The organism is Clostridium sp., from assembly GCF_026168755.1.
Classification (GTDB): domain Bacteria; phylum Bacillota; class Clostridia; order Clostridiales; family Clostridiaceae; genus Clostridium.
The window spans coordinates 1-21,384 of sequence record NZ_JAPFDR010000003.1 but is presented as its reverse complement, the minus strand read 5'-3'; the positions used below and the strand labels follow the sequence as shown (position 1 = coordinate 21,384).

38 protein-coding genes and 1 pseudogene are annotated in these 21,384 nt (G+C 33.4%); all 39 read right to left on the bottom strand.

Translation table 11 applies throughout. The annotated features are described in order from the left end of the window. Window positions 1-72 precede the first annotated feature (72 nt). Window positions 73-465 carry a 30S ribosomal protein S9 gene (gene rpsI / locus Q0Y03_RS02095; RefSeq protein WP_133016271.1) on the bottom strand — a complete coding sequence of 131 codons (393 nt, stop codon included), beginning with the start codon at window positions 463-465 and terminating at the stop codon, window positions 73-75. Between the two features lie 26 nt (window positions 466-491). Beyond that, entirely contained in the window at window positions 492-926 is a 435-nt protein-coding gene (gene rplM / locus Q0Y03_RS02090; RefSeq protein WP_042401459.1) for a 50S ribosomal protein L13, read from the bottom strand. A 162-nt stretch (window positions 927-1,088) separates the two neighbouring features. Then, entirely contained in the window at window positions 1,089-1,823 is a 735-nt protein-coding gene (truA, locus tag Q0Y03_RS02085; protein ID WP_297712183.1) for a tRNA pseudouridine(38-40) synthase TruA, read from the bottom strand. A gap of 25 nt (window positions 1,824-1,848) precedes the next feature. Beyond that, entirely contained in the window at window positions 1,849-2,646 is a 798-nt protein-coding gene (locus Q0Y03_RS02080) for an energy-coupling factor transporter transmembrane component T (RefSeq protein ID WP_297712182.1), read from the bottom strand. Between the two features lie 84 nt (window positions 2,647-2,730). After that, the gene (locus Q0Y03_RS02075; protein ID WP_297712181.1) at window positions 2,731-3,585 is read right to left on the bottom strand and encodes an energy-coupling factor transporter ATPase; all 855 of its coding nucleotides are present in this window, start codon (window positions 3,583-3,585) and stop codon (window positions 2,731-2,733) included. Further along, window positions 3,570-4,412, bottom strand: a complete 843-nt coding sequence (locus Q0Y03_RS02070; protein ID WP_297712180.1) for an energy-coupling factor transporter ATPase — start codon at window positions 4,410-4,412, stop codon at window positions 3,570-3,572. The genes Q0Y03_RS02075 and Q0Y03_RS02070 overlap by 16 nt, the downstream gene beginning before the upstream one ends. Window positions 4,413-4,634: 222 nt before the next feature. Further along, on the bottom strand, window positions 4,635-4,976 hold the full coding sequence (gene rplQ, locus Q0Y03_RS02065; RefSeq protein ID WP_042401475.1) for a 50S ribosomal protein L17: 342 nt from the start codon (window positions 4,974-4,976) through the stop codon (window positions 4,635-4,637). A 12-nt stretch (window positions 4,977-4,988) separates the two neighbouring features. After that, the gene (locus Q0Y03_RS02060; RefSeq protein WP_297712179.1) at window positions 4,989-5,936 is read right to left on the bottom strand and encodes a DNA-directed RNA polymerase subunit alpha; all 948 of its coding nucleotides are present in this window, start codon (window positions 5,934-5,936) and stop codon (window positions 4,989-4,991) included. A 102-nt stretch (window positions 5,937-6,038) separates the two neighbouring features. Next, on the bottom strand, window positions 6,039-6,659 hold the full coding sequence (rpsD, locus tag Q0Y03_RS02055; protein ID WP_297712178.1) for a 30S ribosomal protein S4: 621 nt from the start codon (window positions 6,657-6,659) through the stop codon (window positions 6,039-6,041). 31 nt (window positions 6,660-6,690) lie between these two features. Next, on the bottom strand, window positions 6,691-7,086 hold the full coding sequence (gene rpsK, locus Q0Y03_RS02050) for a 30S ribosomal protein S11 (protein ID WP_005212098.1): 396 nt from the start codon (window positions 7,084-7,086) through the stop codon (window positions 6,691-6,693). A gap of 15 nt (window positions 7,087-7,101) precedes the next feature. After that, complete coding sequence (rpsM, locus tag Q0Y03_RS02045) at window positions 7,102-7,470, bottom strand: 30S ribosomal protein S13 (protein ID WP_042401482.1); 369 nt, start codon at window positions 7,468-7,470, stop codon at window positions 7,102-7,104. A 213-nt stretch (window positions 7,471-7,683) separates the two neighbouring features. Next, window positions 7,684-7,797: a 50S ribosomal protein L36 gene (gene rpmJ, locus Q0Y03_RS02040; protein WP_003448032.1), complete on the bottom strand. Its 114-nt coding sequence runs from the start codon at window positions 7,795-7,797 to the stop codon at window positions 7,684-7,686. A gap of 41 nt (window positions 7,798-7,838) precedes the next feature. Then, window positions 7,839-8,057: a translation initiation factor IF-1 gene (gene infA, locus Q0Y03_RS02035; protein WP_005212092.1), complete on the bottom strand. Its 219-nt coding sequence runs from the start codon at window positions 8,055-8,057 to the stop codon at window positions 7,839-7,841. Window positions 8,058-8,064: 7 nt separating this feature from the next. Beyond that, a complete protein-coding gene (locus Q0Y03_RS02030; protein WP_297712177.1) occupies window positions 8,065-8,346 on the bottom strand; it encodes a KOW domain-containing RNA-binding protein in 282 nt (93 codons plus the stop codon). An 83-nt stretch (window positions 8,347-8,429) separates the two neighbouring features. Further along, window positions 8,430-9,179: a type I methionyl aminopeptidase gene (gene map / locus Q0Y03_RS02025; RefSeq protein ID WP_297712176.1), complete on the bottom strand. Its 750-nt coding sequence runs from the start codon at window positions 9,177-9,179 to the stop codon at window positions 8,430-8,432. Next, window positions 9,179-9,829 (bottom strand): adenylate kinase, encoded by a 651-nt coding sequence (locus Q0Y03_RS02020; RefSeq protein WP_297712175.1) that lies wholly within the window; start codon window positions 9,827-9,829, stop codon window positions 9,179-9,181. Before Q0Y03_RS02020 ends, map begins: the two co-directional genes overlap by 1 nt. A gap of 23 nt (window positions 9,830-9,852) precedes the next feature. Further along, complete coding sequence (secY, locus tag Q0Y03_RS02015; RefSeq protein WP_297712174.1) at window positions 9,853-11,130, bottom strand: preprotein translocase subunit SecY; 1,278 nt, start codon at window positions 11,128-11,130, stop codon at window positions 9,853-9,855. A 1-nt stretch (window position 11,131) separates the two neighbouring features. After that, window positions 11,132-11,572, bottom strand: a complete 441-nt coding sequence (gene rplO / locus Q0Y03_RS02010) for a 50S ribosomal protein L15 (RefSeq protein WP_148322887.1) — start codon at window positions 11,570-11,572, stop codon at window positions 11,132-11,134. Window positions 11,573-11,594: 22 nt separating this feature from the next. Continuing rightward, the gene (gene rpmD, locus Q0Y03_RS02005) at window positions 11,595-11,774 is read right to left on the bottom strand and encodes a 50S ribosomal protein L30 (protein WP_005212077.1); all 180 of its coding nucleotides are present in this window, start codon (window positions 11,772-11,774) and stop codon (window positions 11,595-11,597) included. 12 nt (window positions 11,775-11,786) lie between these two features. Then, window positions 11,787-12,284 carry a 30S ribosomal protein S5 gene (gene rpsE, locus Q0Y03_RS02000; RefSeq protein ID WP_032117040.1) on the bottom strand — a complete coding sequence of 166 codons (498 nt, stop codon included), beginning with the start codon at window positions 12,282-12,284 and terminating at the stop codon, window positions 11,787-11,789. A gap of 20 nt (window positions 12,285-12,304) precedes the next feature. Next, window positions 12,305-12,667 (bottom strand): 50S ribosomal protein L18, encoded by a 363-nt coding sequence (gene rplR, locus Q0Y03_RS01995; protein ID WP_291675676.1) that lies wholly within the window; start codon window positions 12,665-12,667, stop codon window positions 12,305-12,307. 19 nt (window positions 12,668-12,686) lie between these two features. Then, window positions 12,687-13,229, bottom strand: a complete 543-nt coding sequence (gene rplF / locus Q0Y03_RS01990) for a 50S ribosomal protein L6 (protein ID WP_133016284.1) — start codon at window positions 13,227-13,229, stop codon at window positions 12,687-12,689. Window positions 13,230-13,294: 65 nt separating this feature from the next. Continuing rightward, window positions 13,295-13,693 carry a 30S ribosomal protein S8 gene (rpsH, locus tag Q0Y03_RS01985; protein ID WP_005212071.1) on the bottom strand — a complete coding sequence of 133 codons (399 nt, stop codon included), beginning with the start codon at window positions 13,691-13,693 and terminating at the stop codon, window positions 13,295-13,297. Between the two features lie 28 nt (window positions 13,694-13,721). Next, window positions 13,722-13,907: a type Z 30S ribosomal protein S14 gene (locus tag Q0Y03_RS01980; protein WP_005212070.1), complete on the bottom strand. Its 186-nt coding sequence runs from the start codon at window positions 13,905-13,907 to the stop codon at window positions 13,722-13,724. A 15-nt stretch (window positions 13,908-13,922) separates the two neighbouring features. Next, window positions 13,923-14,465, bottom strand: a complete 543-nt coding sequence (rplE, locus tag Q0Y03_RS01975; RefSeq protein ID WP_297712173.1) for a 50S ribosomal protein L5 — start codon at window positions 14,463-14,465, stop codon at window positions 13,923-13,925. 22 nt (window positions 14,466-14,487) lie between these two features. After that, entirely contained in the window at window positions 14,488-14,802 is a 315-nt protein-coding gene (rplX, locus tag Q0Y03_RS01970; protein WP_195468546.1) for a 50S ribosomal protein L24, read from the bottom strand. A gap of 17 nt (window positions 14,803-14,819) precedes the next feature. Next, window positions 14,820-15,188 (bottom strand): 50S ribosomal protein L14, encoded by a 369-nt coding sequence (gene rplN, locus Q0Y03_RS01965; protein ID WP_195468545.1) that lies wholly within the window; start codon window positions 15,186-15,188, stop codon window positions 14,820-14,822. Between the two features lie 32 nt (window positions 15,189-15,220). Further along, the gene (gene rpsQ, locus Q0Y03_RS01960) at window positions 15,221-15,475 is read right to left on the bottom strand and encodes a 30S ribosomal protein S17 (RefSeq protein ID WP_005212062.1); all 255 of its coding nucleotides are present in this window, start codon (window positions 15,473-15,475) and stop codon (window positions 15,221-15,223) included. 22 nt (window positions 15,476-15,497) lie between these two features. Continuing rightward, window positions 15,498-15,710 (bottom strand): 50S ribosomal protein L29, encoded by a 213-nt coding sequence (rpmC, locus tag Q0Y03_RS01955; protein ID WP_005212060.1) that lies wholly within the window; start codon window positions 15,708-15,710, stop codon window positions 15,498-15,500. Then, on the bottom strand, window positions 15,710-16,144 hold the full coding sequence (gene rplP / locus Q0Y03_RS01950; protein ID WP_040419026.1) for a 50S ribosomal protein L16: 435 nt from the start codon (window positions 16,142-16,144) through the stop codon (window positions 15,710-15,712). Before rplP ends, rpmC begins: the two co-directional genes overlap by 1 nt. Window positions 16,145-16,162: 18 nt before the next feature. After that, on the bottom strand, window positions 16,163-16,831 hold the full coding sequence (rpsC, locus tag Q0Y03_RS01945) for a 30S ribosomal protein S3 (RefSeq protein WP_042401527.1): 669 nt from the start codon (window positions 16,829-16,831) through the stop codon (window positions 16,163-16,165). A 20-nt stretch (window positions 16,832-16,851) separates the two neighbouring features. Continuing rightward, window positions 16,852-17,187, bottom strand: a complete 336-nt coding sequence (gene rplV / locus Q0Y03_RS01940) for a 50S ribosomal protein L22 (RefSeq protein WP_005212053.1) — start codon at window positions 17,185-17,187, stop codon at window positions 16,852-16,854. A 21-nt stretch (window positions 17,188-17,208) separates the two neighbouring features. Further along, window positions 17,209-17,493, bottom strand: coding sequence for a 30S ribosomal protein S19 (gene rpsS / locus Q0Y03_RS01935; protein WP_005212052.1), 285 nt, complete (start codon window positions 17,491-17,493; stop codon window positions 17,209-17,211). A 64-nt stretch (window positions 17,494-17,557) separates the two neighbouring features. Beyond that, the gene (gene rplB, locus Q0Y03_RS01930; protein ID WP_133016288.1) at window positions 17,558-18,391 is read right to left on the bottom strand and encodes a 50S ribosomal protein L2; all 834 of its coding nucleotides are present in this window, start codon (window positions 18,389-18,391) and stop codon (window positions 17,558-17,560) included. A gap of 58 nt (window positions 18,392-18,449) precedes the next feature. Then, the gene (rplW, locus tag Q0Y03_RS01925; protein ID WP_297712172.1) at window positions 18,450-18,746 is read right to left on the bottom strand and encodes a 50S ribosomal protein L23; all 297 of its coding nucleotides are present in this window, start codon (window positions 18,744-18,746) and stop codon (window positions 18,450-18,452) included. Beyond that, the gene (gene rplD, locus Q0Y03_RS01920; RefSeq protein WP_297712171.1) at window positions 18,746-19,366 is read right to left on the bottom strand and encodes a 50S ribosomal protein L4; all 621 of its coding nucleotides are present in this window, start codon (window positions 19,364-19,366) and stop codon (window positions 18,746-18,748) included. Before rplD ends, rplW begins: the two co-directional genes overlap by 1 nt. Window positions 19,367-19,390: 24 nt before the next feature. Next, complete coding sequence (gene rplC, locus Q0Y03_RS01915; protein ID WP_133016291.1) at window positions 19,391-20,020, bottom strand: 50S ribosomal protein L3; 630 nt, start codon at window positions 20,018-20,020, stop codon at window positions 19,391-19,393. An 80-nt stretch (window positions 20,021-20,100) separates the two neighbouring features. Continuing rightward, window positions 20,101-20,409, bottom strand: a complete 309-nt coding sequence (gene rpsJ, locus Q0Y03_RS01910; RefSeq protein ID WP_021876938.1) for a 30S ribosomal protein S10 — start codon at window positions 20,407-20,409, stop codon at window positions 20,101-20,103. A gap of 835 nt (window positions 20,410-21,244) precedes the next feature. Beyond that, window positions 21,245-21,384 (bottom strand): annotated as a pseudogene (tuf, locus tag Q0Y03_RS01905) (elongation factor Tu); the annotation flags it as partial.

The following is a 21,384-nucleotide window of genomic DNA, read 5'->3' as shown; positions in this document are numbered from 1 at the left end:
TATTTCTATAAAAAAAGCTTTGGAATAAATATTCCAAAGCTTTTGATACGTCTTTTTGCTTGAAAATCCAAACTATCTCTTAGAGAATTGTGGAGCTCTTCTTGCTTTCTTAAGACCGTATTTCTTTCTTTCTTTCATTCTTGGGTCTCTTGTTACGAAACCAGCTTTCTTTAATTCAGATTTTAAGTTTTCATCTGATTTAATTAAAGCTCTTGTTATTCCGTGTCTGATAGCTCCAGCTTGACCTGTGAACCCACCACCGTGAACGTTAACTAATACATCAAATTTATCCTTAGTTCCTGTTAAAACTAATGGTTGGTTAACGATCATTCTTAAAGTTTCTAAACCAAAGAAATTTTCGATTTCTCTGTTATTGATAACAACTTTACCGTTTCCTGGTACAAGTCTAACTCTTGCAACTGATTTTTTTCTTCTTCCAGTACCCATGTATTGAACTTTTGCCATTTTTTATTCCTCCTCCCGAGCCTGTATTAGTACTTTAATTCAAGTACTTCTGGTTGTTGAGCTGCATGTTCGTGCTCAGCACCTTGGTATACTTTTAACTTCTTAAGCATTTTTCTTCCTAATACTCCTGTTGGAAGCATTCTTCTAACAGCTTCTTCGAAAGCGAACTCAGGTTTCTTAGCTAATACTTCTCTATATGGAGTTTCTTTTAATCCACCTGGATATAAGCTGTGCTTTCTCATCATTTTTTGATCTAACTTCTTACCAGTTAAAACAACTTTTTCAGCATTGATAACTATTACGAAATCTCCGCAGTCAACATTTGGTGTAAATGTTGGCTTATTCTTTCCTCTTAATATTGAAGCAACTTGGCTAGCAACTCTTCCTAGTGGCTTACCAGCAGCATCAACAACATACCATTTTCTTTCAACTTCTTGTGCTTTTGCAATGTATGATTTCATGTTTTTCCCTCCCTGAACTTACATTTATCGTTATACCTCATATGTATAACATTTATGTCAAGACCTCGGGGCTCGTGGCCTTTCGTACATAAATTATTCTAACAAACAAATTAAATTATAATACACGCTTACGGGCGTGTCAACAATTTTTATTAAAAATTTTTAATAATATACTTCTTTTAGTAATAATCCATTAGGTGGAACACAATCACCAGCTAATGTCCTATCTTTTTTTGCTATTATATCTGATATAGAACTAGCAGGAATCTTTCCTCTTCCAACATTTATTAAGGTCCCAACTATTATTCTAACCATATTATATAAAAAACCATCACCACTTACAGAAATCTTTATAATTTTTTCTATCTTCTCTACTTTTATATCAAAAATAGTTCTTATACTTCCTTTTACTGAACTTCCTTGTGTTTTAAATGCAGCAAAATCATGTGTTCCAATAAATTGTTTTGCACCTTTTTTCATTTCCTCAATATTTAAGTCATATTTATAATGATATACTTGGTTTCTCATCAATGCTGAAGGAGCCTGATCATTTAATATGTAATATTCATATGTCTTACCTTTAGCACAATATCTTGCATGAAAATCTGCTTCTACCTTTTCGGATTTAATTACAACTATATCATTAGGTAACTTGATATTTAATGCCTCTCTAAACCTTTCTGGAGGCACATTGCTATTAGTTTTAAAGTTAGCAACAAAACCCTTTGCATGAACTCCAGCATCCGTTCTAGAGCTTCCTGTTACTTCACATTGTTCCTTAGTAACAAGAAGGAGAGCATCTTCTATCTCTCCTTGTATTGTTTTCATTCCCTTTTGTTTTTGCCAACCATAATAATTAGTTCCATCATATTCTAAAGTTAACTTTATATTATTCAACTTATCACCTTTTTAATTCAAATTATTAAATTGCAAATCTAACTATAAGAGTACTTGCAAATAATAAAGCAAAAACTCCAAATGCAATAAAATCTTTAGAAGTGAACTTTAAAACCTTCATTCTAGTTCTGCCAGCTCCCCCTCTATAGCATCTTGCCTCCATAGCCATTGCAAGCTCATCTGCCCTTCTAAAAGAACTAATAAATAACGGTACTAGTAGCGGTATTAAGCTTTTTGCTTTTTGAATCAGTCCACCTGTTTCAAAATCAGCACCTCTCGCCTTTTGTGCCTTCATTATCTTATCAGTTTCATCTATAAGAGTAGGTATAAATCTTAGTGCTATTGTCATCATCATAGCTAATTCATGTGCAATTTCTTTTCCAATAGGCTTTAATAGTCTTTCTATTCCATCTGTTAATTCTATAGGAGATGTTGTTAATGTTAAAACTGAAGTTCCCATTATAAGAAGTATTAATCTTATTGCCATAAAAAATGCAGTTCTTATTCCTGATTCATAAATTTTTATAAATCCAAGATGAAAAATCAGTCTACCCTCTCTAAGCATAAAAATATTTAATATAGCTGTTAATGCTATTAATAAAAATACAGGTTTCAATCCTTTATAAAGATATCTTGGAGATATTTTTGCAATATAAACTACCAAGGCTAAAAATGCTACAACAAATATATAACCGATAAATTTATCAATAATAAATAAACTTATTATAAATAAAAATGAAATTAATATTTTTGTTCTTGGATCTAGTTTATGTATAAAAGATTCACCTGGTATATATTGACCTATAGTTATATCTTTAATCATTTAAAACTTCTCTCTTTCATATATTTTTTATATAAACAAATTTATACAATTAACAAAATAATATTATTAAAAATATTTATTATATTATTTTTTTAATAACACTCTTAATAGCTCCTTACTACCCTCTTCAACTGTAAATACTTCATCAGAAACATTAAACCCTTTTTCTTTTAAGGCTCTCATTAAATAAGTTACTTGTGGCACTCCTAGACCTATCTCTTCTAATATTTCAACTTCTTTGAAAATCTCTGCTGGTTTACCCATTAAGGCAACTTTACCTTTATTCATAACAATTATTTTTTCAGCTAGCTTTCCAACATCCTCCATACTATGACTAACCAATACAATTGTCATTTTATATTTTTCATGAAGTATTTTTATTTGTTCTAAAATATCATCTCTACCCTTAGGATCTAATCCTGCTGTAGGTTCATCTAATATTAAAACCTTTGGTTCCATTGCAATAACACCTGCTATAGCAACTCTTCTCTTTTGTCCTCCACTTAAATCAAATGGTGAAACATCTTTATATGTTTCATAATCTAATCCTACCATCTCCATAGACTTTTTAACTCTTTCAGAAACCATTTCTTTACTTAGCCCTAAATTATTAGGTCCAAATGCTATGTCTTTTTCAATTGTTTCTTCAAATAATTGATATTCTGGATACTGAAATACTAAACCTATTTTTTTTCTTATATCAGTAAGTTTAGTTTCTTTATTAGTAAGATCAATATCATCAACTAGAATTCTACCTGAAGTAGGTTCTAATAATCCATTTAAGTGTTGTATTAAAGTTGATTTTCCTGATCCTGTATGCCCTATTAAAGCCAAAAACTCTCCATCTTCAATAACTAAGTTTACATGGTCTAATGCTTTTTTTTCAAAAGGTGTTTTAGGCATATATACATGCGTTAAATTTTCTATTTTAATTGACATAATGCACTCACCATCTCATTCACATTTAAAATTTTAGTATCTATATCTATCCCCGCTTTTCTAAGCTCATAACATATTTCTGTTACCTGAGGAACATCTAAGCCTATTTTTTTCATAGTTTCAACCTGTGAAAAAACATCACGTGGAACTCCTTCAATAATAGCTTTTCCCTTATCCATTACTATAACTCTATCAGCCTCTGCCGCTTCATCCATATAGTGAGTTATTAATATCACAGTTATTCCATGATTTTTATTTAAATCCTTAATACTATTAATTACTTCTTTTCTTCCTGATGGATCAAGCATAGCTGTAGGTTCATCAAAAATTATGCATTTAGGCTTCATTGCTAATATTCCTGCAATAGCTATTCTTTGTTTTTGACCACCAGATAACAAATGAGGCGCATGTCTTTTATATTCACTCATTCCAACCTTTTCTAATGCATCATTAACTCGTTGTCTTATTTCTTGTGGTGGAATACCTAAATTTTCTGGTCCAAATGCTACATCTTCTTCCACTATAGTAGCTACTAATTGATTATCTGGATTTTGAAATACCATTCCAGCCGTAGATCTTATATCCCATATATTATTTTCATTTGCTGTATCTAATCCATTAACTATAACAGTTCCCTCAGTAGGAGTTAATAACGCATTCATATGCTTTGCTACTGTTGATTTTCCTGATCCGTTATGTCCTAATATTACTAAAAATTCACCTTTGCTAACCTCTAGATTTAATCCATCTATAGCTAATTTTTCTATTCCTTCTTCACCTGTAGAATATTTGAATACTACATTTTTACACTCTATCATTTTCTCCATATATATCCCTCCTTTAGTAGCATTATTAAATTATATAATTAAGTTATATAAATTTTATATAAATTTCCATAACTTAATTATATATAAGCATCAATTAATTACAAGTATTTCAATTAAGACACTATCTTCTTATATTTTGAAATAAAAAAGTATTTAATAAATATTTTTATGTTTTTGTATACAAAAATGGGGATTAAGTTAAACTTAATCCCCAGAGTGAAATTATACTAATTCAAGTATAACAACTTCAGCTCCGTCTCCTCTTCTAGGACCCTTTTTGATCATTCTAGTGTATCCGCCGTTTCTTTCAGCGTACTTTGGAGCGATTTCATCAAATAATGTCTTAACTACATCTTCTTCTAAAACGTAAGCTAAAACTTGTCTTCTAGCGTGAAGATCTCCTCTTTTTGCAAGAGTAATCATCTTTTCAGCTATAGATCTAGCTTCTTTAGCTCTAGTTTCAGTAGTTTCAATTCTACCATGCTTTAAGAAGCTAGTAACAAGACTTCTTAACATAGCTCTTCTTTGGTCTGTAGAAAGACCTAACTTACGATAACCTGCCATGGATTTACCTCCCTACTCGTCGCTTAGTTTTAAGGCTAAACCTAATTCCTTAAGCTTTCTTTCAACTTCTTCTAAGGATTTCTTTCCTAGATTTCTTACCTTCATCATGTCATCCATTGATTTACCAGCAAGTTCTTGAACTGTATTAATTCCAGCTCTCTTTAAGCAGTTATAAGATCTAACTGAAAGGTCTAGTTCTTCAACAGTCATTTCTAGGACTTTTTCCTTTTTATCTTCTTCTTTTTCAATCATAATTTCAACATCATTAGTCGCAACGCCTAATGACATGAACAATTTGAAGTGCTCTATTAAAATCTTAGCTGATAAACTTATAGCTTCATCTATTTTAATAGTTCCATTAGTCCAAATCTCAAGTGTTAATTTATCATAATCAGTGATTTGACCAACTCTAGTATTGTCAACAGTAAAGTTAACTCTCTTAACCGGAGTGTAGATAGAATCAATAGCTATTGCTGAAAGTGGTAATGAATCACTCTTATTTTTATTTTGAGTAACATATCCTCTTCCTCTATTAACTGTTAATTCCATATACAGTCTTCCATTTTCATCAAGAGTTGCTATGTGTAAATCTTTGTTTATAACTTCAACACTTCCATCAGTCTTAATGTCTGCACCTGTAACAACTCCAGGTCCCTTTGCATCTATATAAATAGTTTGTGGACCTTCGCCTTCCATTGTAAGTGCTAAAGATTTAATGTTAAGAATTAATTCAGTAACATCTTCTTTAACTCCTTGTACAGTTGAGAATTCATGAAGCACTCCATCAATTTTAATTGATGTAGTAGCTACACCTGGAAGTGATGATAAAAGAATTCTTCTCATCGCATTTCCAAGTGTAATACCATATCCTCTTTCTAATGGTTCAACTACATATTTACCATATGTACCATCTTCATTTGATTCTATACACTCAATTATTGGCTTTTCTATTTCTAACATGTACAAACCCTCCTTGTATATAAAATGGCAACCTTATTACGAGGGCAACTGATTCCATTTAATAATCTAGTATAATATCTTAATATTAAAAATATTAATTTATTATTTGCTGTATAATTCGACAATTAGAGTTTCGTTAACTGGTACGTCAATGTCTTCTCTAGCTGGCGCAGCAACTACTTTACCTTCATAGTTTTCAACATTAGCTTCTAACCATTTTGGTAATGTCTTTGGATTTTCTACGAAAGTCTTGAACTTTTCACTTCCTCTGCTCTTTTCACAAACAGATATTACATCGTTAACTGATACCTTGTATGATGGAATATCAACTTTCTTACCATTTACTAAGAAATGACCATGAGTAACTAATTGTCTAGCTTCGTTTCTTGAAGCACCGTATCCTAATCTGTACGCAACGTTATCTAATCTCATTTCTAGTAACATTAATAAGTTTTCACCAGTGATTCCCTTCATGTGGTCAGCCTTTTCATAGTAAGTTCTGAATTGACCTTCTAAAACACCGTATATTCTTCTAGCTTTTTGCTTTTCTCTTAATTGTACTCCGTAGTTAGATAACTTCTTCTTAGCTGCTCCATGTTGTCCTGGTGCATAGCTTCTTCTTACGAAAGCACATTTATCTGTATAACATCTATCTCCCTTAAGGAATAGCTTTTGACCTTCTCTTCTACATAATCTACATGTAGCTCCAGTATATCTTGCCATTCGTTACACCTCCTGTTGAATTTAAATATAATTAGACTCTTCTTCTCTTCGGTGGTCTACATCCGTTGTGTGGAATTGGAGTAACGTCTTTAATTAGAGTTACTTCTAAACCTGCAGCTTGTAATGATCTTATAGCCGCTTCTCTACCAGCACCTGGTCCTTTAACGTATACTTCTATACTCTTTAAACCGTGTTCCATAGCTGCTTTAGCTGCAGTTTCTGCTGCCATTTGAGATGCAAATGGTGTGCTCTTTCTTGAACCTCTGAAACCTAAAGCTCCAGCACTTGACCATGATAAAGCATTTCCAGCCGCATCAGTTAAAGTAACTATTGAGTTATTGAAAGTTGATTGGATGTGTGCAGCACCATGCTCAACATTCTTTCTTTCTTTTCTTCTTCTAGTAGTCTTTTTGACTTTTTGAGCCATCGAAATCCCTCCTCACTACTTCTTCTTATTTGCGATAGTCTTCTTAGGACCTTTTCTAGTTCTAGCGTTAGTTTTAGTTTTTTGCCCTCTAACTGGAAGACCTTTTCTATGTCTGATTCCTCTGTAACAACCTATTTCAACTAATCTCTTAATGTTTAAAGCAACATCTCTTCTTAAGTCACCTTCAACCATTAAGTTCTTGTTTACATAGTTTCTGATTTCATTTACTTCATCCTCAGTAAGATCCTTAATTCTAGTATCTGGATTAATTCCAGTAGTAGCTAATATCTTTTGAGAAGTAGATAAACCAACTCCGTATATATATGTTAGACCTATTTCAACTCTTTTTTCCTTTGGTAGGTCAACTCCTGCTATTCTTGCCATTGAACTTACACCTCCTGTTTATTGAAATGCAATTTTTTATTTTTGCTTTTGGTAAATTTATATTAAAATCTTAGGTCAATAAGTTAAAAACCTATCGTCAGCCGTACCTAAAATTAATAAGCTGATTTAAACGCCTATATAATAATATTGAACTTTCAAAAAAAAGTCAACATATTAATATTTGTAAATTATTCTGCCTAATATTAAATTATATTAGCCTTGTTTTTGCTTGTGCTTAGGATTTTCACAGATTACCATTACTCTTCCTTTTCTTCTTATAATCTTGCACTTTTCGCAAATAGGCTTAACTGATGGTCTTACTTTCATCGCTAACCCTCCTTGTGTAATTTATGGTAAACTTTTTTACCTTATTTTGCTCTCCAAGTAATTCTTCCTCTTGTTAGGTCATATGGAGAAAGCTCTATAGTAACCTTATCTCCAGGTAGAATTCTTATGAAGTTCATTCTTAATTTTCCTGATATGTGAGCTAAAATTTTATGACCACTTTCTAACTCAACTTGAAACATTGCATTTGGTAAAGCCTCTAAGACTACACCTTGCATTTCTATTACATCATCTTTTGACATAAGGTAATCAACCCTCCTTAACAATGCCTTTTAGTTTTAGAAATCTTTTAATTTTTAAATCAGTACCTTTATCCTTTAATATAATTGATGCTTTAATCTCATCATCTACATTTTCTAAAACAATAAAATGTTTTATCTTTTTCTTCTTAGGCATCTGAATTGTCTTATTACTTCCATTACTTAGAAGGTAATAATCATCATCAACTTTATCAACAATAACGTAATAATGATCTTTATCTCTTCCGCATTTTGAAAGAATAATTTTCCCAATTAAGTCATTGTTTTGCAAATTTCTTTCACCTCGATGATTACCTTAGCCATAAATCTACAAGCCACCTTTTGGTATCATGCGAATTTATAACTAAGCAACACTTATTTAATCAGTGTTAATATCTCCGGTCCATCTGGTAAAATTACAACAGTGTTTTCGTAGTGAGCCGAAAGGCTCTTATCTGCTGAGACTACTGTCCAATCATCACCTAAAGTAGCTACTCTATATGTTCCCATATTAACCATAGGTTCTATAGCTAAAGTCATACCAGTAACTAATTTTGGACCTCGGCCTGGTCTTCCGAAGTTAGGAATTTCTGGATCCTCATGGACACTTCTTCCTATCCCGTGACCTACGAAATCTCTTACAACTGAGAAACCTGAAGCCTCAACATAGCGTTGTATTTCATGCGAAATATCAGTTAGTCTATTTCCTACTTTAGCAAATTCCAAACCTTTAAAGAAAGATTCTTCAGTAACTTTTATAAGTTTATTCGCTTGTTCTGAAATATTACCTACAGCAAATGTTCTTGCTGCATCACCATGAAACCCATTAATATGTGCTCCACAATCTACACTAACTATATCTCCCTCTTTTAATACATACCCTCCTGGTATTCCATGAACTACTTGCTCATTAACAGATATACATAGTGAAGCAGGAAATCCATAGAGCCCTTTAAATGAAGGTATCGCCCCATGCTTAGTTATAAATTCTTCTGCTATCCTATCTAATTCAGCAGTAGTTATTCCTGGTTTAACTTTTTTTTCAACAAGTAGTAGAGTTTCTGCTACAATTCTTCCTGCAATCCTCATTAGGTCGATTTCTTTATCATTTTTGATAGTAATCATTAGTTTGCACTCCCTAATATATCACAGATACCTTCGAATACTTCATTAATAGCTTTTGTTCCATCTACTGTGGAAAGTAAGTTTTTCTCTTTATAAAAATCAATCAGTGGTTGTGTTTGTCTTTCATAGACATCTAATCTCTCTTTTACTGTTTCTTCAACATCATCTTTTCTTTGGATAATGTTATTACCACAAACATCGCAAACTCCATCAACAGCTGGTGGATTAAACTTGATATGATAACTAGCTCCGCATGATAAACAAACTCTTCTTCCTGTCATTCTTTCAAGTATGAAACTGCTAGGTACTTCGATACATAAAGCTGTATCTAAGTTTTCATTTCTTGAATCTAAAAACTCTTGTAGAGCTTCTGCTTGAGCAACAGTTCTTGGGAAACCATCTAATAGATAACCATTTTCACAGTCTTCCCATGTTAGTCTATCTTTAACCATATTAATAGTTACTTCATCTGGTACTAATTGACCATTATCAATATATTGCTTAGCTTCTATTCCTAAAGGGGTTTCTTCTGAAATATTCTTTCTAAAGATATCCCCAGTAGAAATATGTGGTATAGAGTATCTATTACTAATTGATTTTGCCTGTGTTCCTTTTCCAGCCCCAGGAGGACCTAATAATACTATCTTCACGGGCATCATCTCCATTATAAAATCTATTTTAAGAATCCTTGATAGTGTCTCATAACTAATTGTGAATCTAATTGTCTAGAAAAATCTAAACCAACTCCAATTAATATTAATAATGACGTTCCACCAAATTGAATTCCACTTAAAGCTGTATAATTACTAATTAATATTGGAGTAACAGCTAGTAATGCTGCAAATAATCCCCCGATTAGAGATACTTTTGTAAGTACTCTTTCAAAATACTTCTCTGTAGCTTCACCTGGTCTTACACCTGGTACAAAGCCTGCAGACTTATGAAGATTTTCAGCCATTTCATCTGGTTTAAATGTTATTTGAGTATAGAACCAAGTAAAGAATACTGTTAATACAGCATAACAAACTGGATACATCCATGTATTTTTATTAAAAATACTATATGGACTTTCTAATATCCATTTAGACCAACCCTTATCAGGGAAGAAATTAGCTATTGTTTCAGGGAACATCATTACAGACATTGCAAATATTATTGCGATAACTGCTGATCCTATTATACTTAATGGTATATGAGTGGATTGACCCTTCATAACCTTAGCACCTACTGCCTTACCAGCATATTGGATAGGCACTCTTCTCTCTGCTAATGAGAAGTAAATTGTAACTGCTAATAGTGCTAATGCACCAATTAAGAATAATCCTATTTCTATTATAGAAATTTCACCTGCTTCTTTTAATGTAAATAATGACATTAAAGTTGTAGGTAATTGAGATACTATATTAACGAATATTAATATTGAAACTCCATTTCCAAATCCTTTTTGAGTTATTTGGTCACCAAGCCACATACAGAAAGTAGATCCTACAACTAATGAAATTAGTACTACAACTTTTTGAGCTGTTCCTAATCCGCTTGCTGCACCTTGTGCTGCAATCATTGAGTAAATTCCAATTGCTAATACAAATCCGATTGCTATAGAAGCATATCTTGTAATAGATTGAATTTTCTTTCTACCTTCTTCACCTTCTTTAGAAAGTTGTTCTAAAGATGGAATTGCAATTGTTAATAATTGCATTATGATTGATGCATTAATATAAGGTGAAACACTTAATGCAAATATACTAAATTTACTTAAAGCTCCTCCTGATATTAAATTGTAAAACCCAAGCAACCCACCAGAGTTAGTCATTGAGCTTAAATAACTAGTATCAATTCCAGGAACTGGAATATGTATTCCTATCCTGAAAATTGCTACTAAAAATATCGTCCATAAAAATCTTTTTCTTAGTTCCGGAACCTTCCAGGCATTACGTAGGGTTGATAGCATATTACATCACCTCAACTTTTCCTCCAGCTGCTTCTATCTTTTCAGCCGCTGCCTTAGACATCTTGCATCCTTGTACAGTTAGGCTCTTTTCTAATGTTCCGTTTCCTAATATCTTAACTCCGTCTAAAACTTTAGATATTACTCTTGTTTCAAGTAATAATTCTGGAGTTACTACTGTGCCGTTTTCGAATATGTTTAATCTATCAACGTTGATAGAAACAATTTTCTTAGCGAAGATATTAGTGAATCCTCTCTTAGGAAGTCTTCTATATAATGGCATTTGACCACCTTCAAATCCTGGTCTAACTCCACCGCCTGATCTAGCTTTTTGTCCTTTTTCACCTTTACCAGCGTTTCTTCCTAAACCTGAACCAGTACCTCTACCAACTCTCTTAGGAGCTTTTTTGCTACCAGCTGCTGGCTTTAATTCATGAAGTTTCATATCTTAGTGCACCTCCTCTTTATTATACTTCTTCTACTTTTAATAAGTAGTCAACTTTGTTGATCATACCTCTGATTTGAGGAGTATCCTCATGCTCTACAGTTTTGTTAATCTTTCTTAGACCAAGAGCATTTGCAGTAGCGATATGGTCTTTCTTTCTGCCTATTAAGCTTTTAACTAAAGTAACCTTTATCTTTGCCATTGCGTATACCTCCTAACCTAATATTTCTTCTACAGTTTTGCCTCTTAACTTAGCTATATCTTCAGCTGTTCTTAAGCTTGCTAAACCGTTGATTGTAGCATTTACCATGTTTCTTGGATTGTTTGAACCTAAAGACTTAGCTCTAACGTCCTTTAATCCTGCTAATTCAAGTACAGCTCTTGCTGGTCCACCAGCGATAACTCCTGTACCTTCTTTAGCTGGCATTATTAAAACTTTACCAGTTCCAAACTTACCATATATTTCATGAGGAACTGTTGTTCCAACTATAGCAACGCTAACCATGTTTTTCTTAGCGTCTTCGATACCTTTTTTAATTGCTTCTGGGATTTCGATTGACTTACCCATTCCTACGCCTACGTGTCCGTTCTCATCACCAACAACAACTAAAGCGCTGAATCTGAAGTTTCTACCACCCTTAACAACCTTAGTAACTCTGTTTATAAAAACAACCTTTTCCTTAAGGTCTAGTGTGCTAGGATCGATTCTCATTGATTTCCCTCCTTGTTTTATTAGAATTTTAAGCCTGCTTCTCTAGCGCTTTCTGCTAATGTTTGAACTCTTCCGTGATATACGTATCCACCTCTGTCAAATACAACTTCAGTAATACCTTTATCTAAAGCTCTCTTAGCAACTAGTTCACCAACTAATTTAGCAGCTTCTTTGTTTCCGCCTACTTTAACGTCAACATCTTTATCTAATGTTGAAGCAGATACTAAAGTAACAGCATTTATATCATCTATGATTTGAGCATATATATTTTTTTCACTTCTGTAAACTGAAAGTCTTGGTCTTTCAGGAGTACCAGAAATTTTCTTACGTACTCTAAGGTGACGCTTTGCTCTACTTGCTTTTTTGTCTGCCTTCTTGAACATAAGGTTCACTCCTTCCTAATTATTTCTTACCAGTTTTACCTTCTTTACGTCTGATAACTTCGCCTTCGAACTTAATTCCTTTACCCTTATATGGTTCAGGTTTTCTCCACTTTCTGATATCAGCAGCAGCAGCACCAACTAATTGCTTATCGATTCCTGATACAACTACCTTTGTAGCTGCTGGAGTTTCGAAAGTAATTCCTTCAGCTGGTTCTATTTCAACTGGGTGTGAATATCCTAAGTTCATTACAAGTTTCTTTCCTTGTAATTGAGCTCTGTAACCAACACCGATTAATTCTAGAGTCTTTTGGTATCCCTTTTCAACTCCTATGATCATGTTGTTGATTAATGCTCTAGTTAAACCGTGAAGAGCTCTGTGCTCTTTAACGTCACTAGGTCTTGTAACAACAACTTGGTTGTCTTCAACTGCTATATTCATGTCTTTGTCCATAGCTTTAACTAATTGCCCTTTAGGTCCTTTTACAGTAACAACGTTGTCTTCAGAAACTGTTACTGTAACACCAGCAGGGATAGCTATTGGTAATCTACCTACTCTTGACATAACCGCACCTCCTGTATTACTTGTTAGATTTATATGTTAATCTAGTTAATTTTCAAAATTAGTTACTACCAAACGTAGCAAACAACTTCTCCACCTAAGCCTAATTTTCTAGCTTCTCTGTCTACAACTATACCTTTTGAAGTTGAAATTACAGCGATTCCTAATCCATTAAGAACTCTTGGAACTTCATCTTTCTTACAGTATACTCTTAAACCTGGCTTTGATATTCTCTTAATTCCAGTTATAACTCTTTCTTTGTTAGAACCGTATTTAAGAGATAATCTCATCATTGGAACAACACCGTCATTGTATTCTTCAATATTTTTGATGTATCCCTCTTGTAATAATATATTTGCAACAGCCTTCTTTACGTTTGAAGAAGGAACTTCTACTACTTCGTGTCTTACAGCATTCGCATTTCTAATACGAGTTAGTAAATCTGCGATAGGATCTGTCATAACCATTTAATTTGCCTCCTTTCAGTCGTTAGGTTTACCAGCTTGCCTTCTTACAACCAGGAATTTCACCTTTGTAAGCAAGTTCTCTAAAGCATATACGGCAAATACCAAACTTTCTTAATACTGCATGTGGTCTTCCACATATTCTGCATCTTGTATAAGCTCTTGTTTTATATTTAGGAGCTTTGCTCCACTTTTCAATAATAGCTTTACGTGCCACAGTTTTCCCTCCTTATTATTGAGCGAATGGCATTCCAAGGAATCTTAATAATTCTCTTGCTTCTTCGTCAGTTTTTGCAGTTGTAACGAAGATGATATCCATTCCTCTAACCTTATCGATTTTATCGTATTCTATTTCTGGGAATATTAATTGTTCTTTAATTCCTAAAGAATAATTTCCTCTTCCATCAAATGCTCTATCAGAAACCCCTCTGAAGTCTCTAACTCTTGGAAGAGCTATAGACATTAGCTTATCAGCAAATTCAAACATCTTTGCTCCTCTTAATGTAACTTTACATCCTAATGCCATATTCTCTCTTATCTTAAAGTTAGCAACTGATTTCTTTGCTCTAGTTAAGATTGGCTTTTGTCCTGAGATAAGTTGTAAATCAGCAACCGCAGATTCTAAAATCTTTTGGTTATCCTTAGCTTCTCCAACTCCCATATTTATAACGATTTTTTCAAGCTTTGGAACTTCCATTATGTTTTTGTATCCGAACTTTTCTGTCATAGCTTGAATTACTTCATTTGTGTACTTCTCTTGAAGTCTTGGTGTCATAATTAGTACCTCCTTTCAGATTTTAGAATGTTTCTCCACACTTCTTACAAACTCTAACCTTAGTACCATCTTCTAAGATTTTACTGCTAATTCTTGTAGCATTTTTGCATTTTGTGCAGTATAACATAACTTTTGAGCTGTATATAGCTCCTTCTTTTTCTATTATTCCACCTTGAGCGTTTGCTCTAGTTGGCTTTTGGTGTTTCTTTACTATGTTAACTCCTTGAACAAGAACTTTTCCTGTTTTTGGGTATACCTTTAAAACTTCACCAGTCTTTCCAGCATCTTTACCAGAAATAACTACTACTGTGTCGTTCTTTTTAACGTGTAACTTCAAATTAGCCACCTCCTCTATTATAGAACTTCTGGTGCTAATGATAATATTTTATTAAATTCCTTATCTCTTAGCTCCCTAGCAACTGGTCCGAAGATACGAGTTCCTCTTGGTTGCTTATCTTCCTTTATTATAACAGCAGCGTTCTCATCAAATTTGATGTATGAACCGTCAGCTCTTCTTAATCCTCTTACTGATCTAACAATAACAGCCTTTACAACGTCACCTTTTTTAACAACTCCGCCTGGTGTTGCACTTTTAACGCTAGCTACTATTGTATCTCCAATGTTACCGAACTTTCTCTTTGATCCGCCTAAAACTCTGATACACATGATTTCTTTAGCACCTGAGTTATCTGCTACCTTTAATAAGGTTTGTTGTTGTATCATTGAAATTTACCCTCCTTTCAGTCTTTAAAAGCTTATTTAGCTCTTTCAACTATTTCAACAAGTCTCCATCTCTTATCTTTAGATAATGGTCTAGTTTCCATTATTAATACTCTATCATTCATGTTAGCTTCATTGTTTTCGTCATGAGCCTTGAATTTAGTAGTTCTATTCATAGTTTTTCCATATAGTGGATGTCTTACCTTAGTTTCAACAGCAACTACGATAGTTTTATCCATTTTATCAGAAACAACTCTACCGATTTTCTTCTTTCTTAATCCTCTTTCCATTAGGGGCTACCTCCTTCCAGATTTACTGTTCAAATGCCCTGATCTCTTCTTCTCTAATGATGGTTTTGATTTGGGCTATAGATTTCTTTACTTCTCTTATTCTCATAGGATTTTCTAATTGTCCTGTAGCTAATTGGAATCTTAAGTTGAATAATTCAGCTTTTAATTCTCCTAACTTAGCAACTAAATCTTGAGGATTATTTGCTCTTAAATCTTTTAATTCTCTAGCCTTCATTATTCTTCACCACCCATTTCCTCAAAATCTCTTCTTGTAACGAATTTACACTTTACAGGAAGTTTGTGTGATGCAAGTCTCATTGCTTCTCTTGCAACTTCTTCGTTAACTCCTGATAATTCGAATAATACTCTACCAGGTTTAACTACAGCTACCCAGTATTCTGGTGAACCTTTACCAGAACCCATTCTTGTTTCAGCTGGTTTTTCAGTAACTGGCTTATCTGGGAATACTTTTATCCAAAGTTTTCCTCCTCTTCTAATGTATCTGTTAATTGCTATTCTGGCAGATTCTATTTGGTTACTTGTTATCCATCCACAAGTTTGCGCTTGGATACCAAAATCTCCGTATGCAAGGAAATTACCTCTAGTAGCTTTTCCTTTCATTCTACCACGTTGTACCTTACGATGCTTAACTCTTTTAGGCATTAACATGATTATATTCCTCCTTTCTTACGCGTTAACTTCTTCCTTCTTTTCAACTTTTTTAGTTGGAAGAACTTCTCCATTATAAACCCAAACTTTAACTCCGATTTTACCGTATGTTGTATCTGCTTCAGCAAATCCATAGTCGATATCAGCTCTTAATGTTTGTAGTGGAATTGTTCCTTCATGATATTGTTCAGTTCTAGCGATTTCAGCTCCGCCTAATCTTCCTGAACAAGCTGTTTTAACACCCTTAGCTCCTAATTTCATAGCTCTTTGGATGCTTTGTTTCATAGCTCTTCTGAAAGAAACTCTTTTTTCTAATTGAGCAGCAATGTTTTCAGCAACTAATTGAGCGTTTGCTTCAGCATTCTTAACTTCAACTATGTTTATTAAAATGTTCTTTCCGTTTACTAATTTAGCAACCTTAGCTTTTAAAGCTTCGATTCCTGCACCACCTTTACCGATAACAACACCTGGTTTAGCAGTATATATATTTAACTTAACTCTTTTAGCTGATCTTTCAATTTCAATCTTAGCGATACCAGCTGAGAAAAGTTCTTTCTTTACGAATTCTCTTATTTTGTTATCTTCGATTAAGTTATCTGCAAATGTTCTCTTATCAGCATACCATTTTGCATCCCAACCTTTGATAACTCCAACTCTAAGTCCGTGAGGATGTACTTTTTGACCCACTTGTTTTTCCCTCCTTCTTACTAAGCTCTTTCTTTAACTACTACTGTTATATGACTTGTTCTCTTATTGATTCTGAACGCCTTTCCGTGGTCCATTGGTCTGAATCTCTTTAAAGTTGGACCAGCACCTACGAATGTTTCAGCAACATATAAGTTTTCAACATTTAAGTCATGATTGTTCTCTGCATTTGCAACAGCTGATTTTAAAACTTTGTTTATAACAACTGCAGCATCCTTTGGAGTATATTGTAATATAGCGAAAGCCTCGTTAACGTTTTTTCCTCTTATTAAATCAAGAACAACTCCTACTTTCATTGGAGACATTCTAACATATTTAGCTATAGCTCTAGCTTCCATTGGTGTTCCTCCTTTCCCAGATTACTTTCTTTTTCTTGATGCTTTTTCGTCGTAATCGTGTCCTCTGTATGTTCTAGTAAGAGCAAATTCTCCTAATTTGTGTCCTACCATATCTTCGCTCACATATACTGGAACGTGTTTTCTACCATCATGAACAGCGATTGTATGACCAATCATTTGTGGGAAAATTGTTGATGATCTTGACCAAGTCTTAACAACCTTATTTTCACCATTAGCATTCATTTCTTCTATCTTCTTTAAAAGTCCTTCATGTACGAAAGGTCCCTTTTTTATTGATCTACTCACTATAATTTGCCTCCCTTCATAATCTCTAGGCCCAGTAAGCCTGAAGAGAATTAATTCTCTTCAATTACTTACTATTTCTTCTCTTTATTATGAATCTATCAGAATACTTCTTATTCTTTCTAGTCTTGTATCCAAGTGCTGGTTTACCCCATGGAGTAACTGGACTTGGTCTACCGATTGGTGATCTACCTTCACCACCACCATGAGGGTGATCGCAAGGGTTCATTACAGAACCTCTAACTGTAGGTCTCCATCCCATGTGTCTCTTTCTACCAGCTTTACCAATGTTGATGATATCGTTAGTAGTGTTAGAAACTGTACCGATTGTAGCTCTACATTCGATTCTTACATATCTCATTTCACCTGAAGGTAATCTTAATGTTGCATAGTTACCTTCTTTAGCCATTAATTGAGCAGAAGTACCTGCTGATCTAACCATTTGGCCACCTTTACCAGCTTGTAATTCTATGTTGTGAACAACTGTACCAACTGGCATATCTTTTAATGCTTTTGCATTACCAACTTTGATATCAGCTTCTGGTCCAGATACAATTGTATCTCCAACCTTTAATCCTACTGGTGCAAGAATGTATCTCTTTTCACCATCAGCATATACTACTAAAGCAATGTATGCTGTTCTGTTTGGATCGTATTCTATTGTAGCAACTTTTGCTGGAATACCATCCTTATTTCTCTTGAAATCTATTATTCTGTATTTTCTCTTAGCTCCACCACCGTGGTGTCTTACAGTTATTTTACCTTGAGCATTTCTACCACCAGTTTTCTTTAAAGAAACAAGAAGTGATTTCTCTGGGCTGTTTGTAGTTATTTCTTCAAAACTTGCCATTGTCATTTGTCTTCTTGATGGTGTAGTAGGTCTAAACTTTTTAACTGCCATGCTAATTCCCTCCTTCTTTAAGCTTATCTGGTATTTTTACCAATACTTCGCTTTAATATTATTGCATTCCTTCGAAGAATTCAATACCTTTGCTATCTTGAGCTAATGTGATTATAGCTTTCTTTTGGTCAGCTATCTTACCAACATGTACGCCCATTCTCTTAGTTTTTCCCATAGTTCTTATTGTTTGAACTTTTTCAACTTTAACGCCGAAAACTTCTTCAACCGCTTTCTTTATTTGAACTTTGTTAGCGCTCATATGAACTATGAAAGTGTACTTCTTTTCTGCCATTGCAGCCATTGACTTTTCAGTTATAACTGGTTTTCTGATTATATCGTGGCTTGTTAACTTCATTATGCGTACACCTCCTCAATCTTTGATACAGCATCCTTAGTCATGATTACTTTTGAGTGTTTTAATAAATCATAAACGTTGATGTTGTTAACTGGAAGTACTGCTACTCCTTCTATGTTTCTAGCTGATTTGTAAACTGTTTCGTTTGCTTCAGCAGTAACGATTAATGTCTTCTTAGCATTGAAAGCATTTAACATTTTAACAATTTCCTTAGTCTTAGGAGCTTCTAATGTTAAGCTATCTAATACTACCATTTCATCATTTTGAACTTTGCTAGTTAATGCTGATAACATAGCAACTCTTCTCATTGATTTTGGTATTGACATTCTGTAATCTCTTGGCTTTGGTGCGAATACAACTCCACCTTTGATCCATTGTGGTGCTCTGATTGATCCTTGTCTAGCTCTACCAGTTCCCTTTTGTCTCCAAGGCTTGATTCCGCCCCCTCTAACCTCAGCTCTAGTCTTAGCTGATTGAGTTCCTTGTCTCTTATTAGCTAATAATGCAACAACTACTTGGTGCATAGCATCTGCATTCACTTCAACAGCGAATACTTTATCATTTAATTGAATATCTTCAATTTTATTTCCTTCTTTGTTAAATAATCCTACTGTAGGCATTCTGTCTCCTCCTTTCTAAAGAAATTAAGCTTTAACAGCGTTTCTTATTACAACTGTGCTCTTGTTAGCACCTGGGATACCACCCTTAACTAATATTAAGTTCTTCTCAGCTATTACTTTAACAACTTCTAAGTTTAATACTGTAGTGTTAACAGCTCCCATGTGTCCTGGCATGTTTTTGTTCTTGAATGTTCTTGATGGATCAGAAGAAGCTCCCATTGAACCTACTGCTCTGTGGAACTTAGAACCGTGTGACATTGGTCCTCTGTTTGCATTCCATCTCTTAATAACACCTTGGAATCCCTTACCTTTAGAAACTCCTGAAACGTCAATTTTATCTCCAGCTGCAAATATATCAGCTTTGATTTCTTGACCCACTTCGTAAGCGCTGCAATCTTCTAATCTAAACTCTTTTAATGTTCTTCTTAAAGATACTCCAGCCTTAGCAAAGTGTCCTTTTCTTGGCTTATTAACTAATTTTTCTCTTATTTCACCGAAACCAACTTGTATTGCTTCATAACCATCCTTTTCGATAGTCTTCTTTTGAACAACAACACATGGTCCAGCTTCTACTACAGTTACAGGAACTACCTTTCCATTTTCATCGAAAATTTGAGTCATCCCTATTTTCTTACCGATTATAGCTTTTTTCATGTATTTACACCTCCTAAACGTATTAGCGGATTGCTTTTGCAATCATAACCGTTCAAACTGTTTATTTAATAGTTAAGCTATTATAGCTTTATTTCGATATCTACACCAGCAGGTAAGTTTAATCTCATTAATGCATCAACAGTTTTTGGTGATGGATTAACGATGTCGATTAATCTCTTGTGTGTTCTGATTTCGAATTGTTCTCTTGAATCTTTGTACTTATGAACAGCTCTTAATATTGTAACAACATCTTTTTCAGTAGGTAGTGGTACTGGACCTGCAACCTTAGCTCCTGTTGATTTAGCTGTTTCAACGATTTTTTCAGCAGATTGATCTAATATAGTGTGATCAAAAGCCTTTAATCTGATTCTTATTTTTTGTTTTGACATTCTGGTTTCCCTCCTTTTCATGTACGCTTTACTTCTAACGCACAACAGCAATAGTTATGTAAACTGTTCCTGGTGTTTCATAGCTAAGAACATAAATTACTATTCCTGCCGTCGGATTCTAGATCCTGACTTGCTCCTCAAGAATAACCCGGAAGTCCGGCAACCTCTTGATTCATCGCGTTATGCTACACAACTTCTTTATTATACTATCTTTATAAATCTTTATCAAGACTTTTTTTTTATCTTTTTTAACCATTTTTTTATAAAAATTTTTTAAGTTTTTAGAAGTAATCCTGTCGTTCAACTGTTATAATTTTATATCGAATTTAAATTTTTTTCAATAGTATATTTGATGAAATTTTAGTTTCTCTTACCTTATATCCTATATATTTAACCAATTCATTCCATTATAAACACTTTTTGTGTCTATTTTAAGTTTTTATTTATATTTTTTATTAAATCAAATTAAATATTCCTATAATCTATACAATAGAAATTATTAATTAATACCAGCTACAAATACATATTCTTTTTGATAATTCAACTCTAATTCACTAAAAATTTAATTATAGAACTTAAATTTATATAATCAGAAAATATTAATATCCTAAAAGTAAATTGGCTAATTTTTCTATAATAAATGATTTTTTCATAATATTATATTAATATATAGATAACATCAACTTTTTCTATTATAAATATTTTCTATTATAATTATCCATTACAAAAATACAAAAAAAGAAAGAGTAAAGGCGTTCCCTTACTCTTTCTATTTTTGTGATCACAATTGTTAAGCGCTTTAATTTTAAAATTTACATTTAAAAAGAATTTAAAACTATTCGATTATAGAAGTAACAACTCCTGAACCTACAGTTCTTCCACCTTCTCTGATAGCGAATCTTAATCCTTCATCCATTGCTACTTGAGTGATTAACTCAACGTTCATATCGATGTGGTCTCCAGGCATAACCATTT

What these genes read in the sequence shown, in the direction of transcription:
- rpsI (WP_133016271.1), bottom strand. Translation starts at nt 465, where the DNA reads ATGGCAAAAGTTCAATACATGGGTACTGGAAGAAGAAAAAAATCAGTT.
- rplM (WP_042401459.1), bottom strand. Translation starts at nt 926, where the DNA reads ATGAAATCATACATTGCAAAAGCACAAGAAGTTGAAAGAAAATGGTAT.
- Q0Y03_RS02080 (WP_297712182.1), bottom strand. Translation starts at nt 2,646, where the DNA reads ATGATTAAAGATATAACTATAGGTCAATATATACCAGGTGAATCTTTT.
- Q0Y03_RS02075 (WP_297712181.1), bottom strand. Translation starts at nt 3,585, where the DNA reads ATGTCAATTAAAATAGAAAATTTAACGCATGTATATATGCCTAAAACA.
- Q0Y03_RS02070 (WP_297712180.1), bottom strand. Translation starts at nt 4,412, where the DNA reads ATGGAGAAAATGATAGAGTGTAAAAATGTAGTATTCAAATATTCTACA.
- rplQ (WP_042401475.1), bottom strand. Translation starts at nt 4,976, where the DNA reads ATGGCAGGTTATCGTAAGTTAGGTCTTTCTACAGACCAAAGAAGAGCT.
- Q0Y03_RS02060 (WP_297712179.1), bottom strand. Translation starts at nt 5,936, where the DNA reads ATGTTAGAAATAGAAAAGCCAATAATTGAGTGTATAGAATCAAATGAA.
- rpsD (WP_297712178.1), bottom strand. Translation starts at nt 6,659, where the DNA reads ATGGCAAGATATACTGGAGCTACATGTAGATTATGTAGAAGAGAAGGT.
- rpsK (WP_005212098.1), bottom strand. Translation starts at nt 7,086, where the DNA reads ATGGCTCAAAAAGTCAAAAAGACTACTAGAAGAAGAAAAGAAAGAAAG.
- rpsM (WP_042401482.1), bottom strand. Translation starts at nt 7,470, where the DNA reads ATGGCAAGAATAGCAGGAGTTGACCTACCAAAGGAAAAAAGAGTTGAA.
- rpmJ (WP_003448032.1), bottom strand. Translation starts at nt 7,797, where the DNA reads ATGAAAGTAAGACCATCAGTTAAGCCTATTTGCGAAAAGTGCAAGATT.
- infA (WP_005212092.1), bottom strand. Translation starts at nt 8,057, where the DNA reads ATGTCAAAAGATGATGTAATAGAAATGCAAGGTGTAGTCTTAGAGGCT.
- map (WP_297712176.1), bottom strand. Translation starts at nt 9,179, where the DNA reads ATGATTACTATCAAAAATGATAAAGAAATCGACCTAATGAGGATTGCA.
- secY (WP_297712174.1), bottom strand. Translation starts at nt 11,130, where the DNA reads ATGCTATCAACCCTACGTAATGCCTGGAAGGTTCCGGAACTAAGAAAA.
- rplO (WP_148322887.1), bottom strand. Translation starts at nt 11,572, where the DNA reads ATGAAACTTCATGAATTAAAGCCAGCAGCTGGTAGCAAAAAAGCTCCT.
- rpmD (WP_005212077.1), bottom strand. Translation starts at nt 11,774, where the DNA reads ATGGCAAAGATAAAGGTTACTTTAGTTAAAAGCTTAATAGGCAGAAAG.
- rpsE (WP_032117040.1), bottom strand. Translation starts at nt 12,284, where the DNA reads ATGAGAATCGATCCTAGCACACTAGACCTTAAGGAAAAGGTTGTTTTT.
- rplR (WP_291675676.1), bottom strand. Translation starts at nt 12,667, where the DNA reads ATGTTCAAGAAGGCAGACAAAAAAGCAAGTAGAGCAAAGCGTCACCTT.
- rplF (WP_133016284.1), bottom strand. Translation starts at nt 13,229, where the DNA reads ATGTCAAGAGTAGGTAGATTACCAATAGCTATCCCTGCTGGTGTTACA.
- rpsH (WP_005212071.1), bottom strand. Translation starts at nt 13,693, where the DNA reads ATGGTTATGACAGATCCTATCGCAGATTTACTAACTCGTATTAGAAAT.
- rplE (WP_297712173.1), bottom strand. Translation starts at nt 14,465, where the DNA reads ATGACACCAAGACTTCAAGAGAAGTACACAAATGAAGTAATTCAAGCT.
- rplN (WP_195468545.1), bottom strand. Translation starts at nt 15,188, where the DNA reads ATGATACAACAACAAACCTTATTAAAGGTAGCAGATAACTCAGGTGCT.
- rpsQ (WP_005212062.1), bottom strand. Translation starts at nt 15,475, where the DNA reads ATGGAAAGAGGATTAAGAAAGAAGAAAATCGGTAGAGTTGTTTCTGAT.
- rpmC (WP_005212060.1), bottom strand. Translation starts at nt 15,710, where the DNA reads ATGAAGGCTAGAGAATTAAAAGATTTAAGAGCAAATAATCCTCAAGAT.
- rplP (WP_040419026.1), bottom strand. Translation starts at nt 16,144, where the DNA reads ATGTTAATGCCTAAAAGAGTTAAGCATCGTAAGGTACAACGTGGTAGA.
- rplV (WP_005212053.1), bottom strand. Translation starts at nt 17,187, where the DNA reads ATGGAAGCTAGAGCTATAGCTAAATATGTTAGAATGTCTCCAATGAAA.
- rplB (WP_133016288.1), bottom strand. Translation starts at nt 18,391, where the DNA reads ATGGCAGTTAAAAAGTTTAGACCTACTACACCATCAAGAAGACAAATG.
- rplW (WP_297712172.1), bottom strand. Translation starts at nt 18,746, where the DNA reads ATGAAGTTAACAAGCCACGATATAATCAGAAAACCAGTTATAACTGAA.
- rplD (WP_297712171.1), bottom strand. Translation starts at nt 19,366, where the DNA reads ATGCCTACAGTAGGATTATTTAACAAAGAAGGAAATAAAATTGAAGAT.
- rplC (WP_133016291.1), bottom strand. Translation starts at nt 20,020, where the DNA reads ATGAAAAAAGCTATAATCGGTAAGAAAATAGGGATGACTCAAATTTTC.
- rpsJ (WP_021876938.1), bottom strand. Translation starts at nt 20,409, where the DNA reads ATGTCAAAACAAAAAATAAGAATCAGATTAAAGGCTTTTGATCACACT.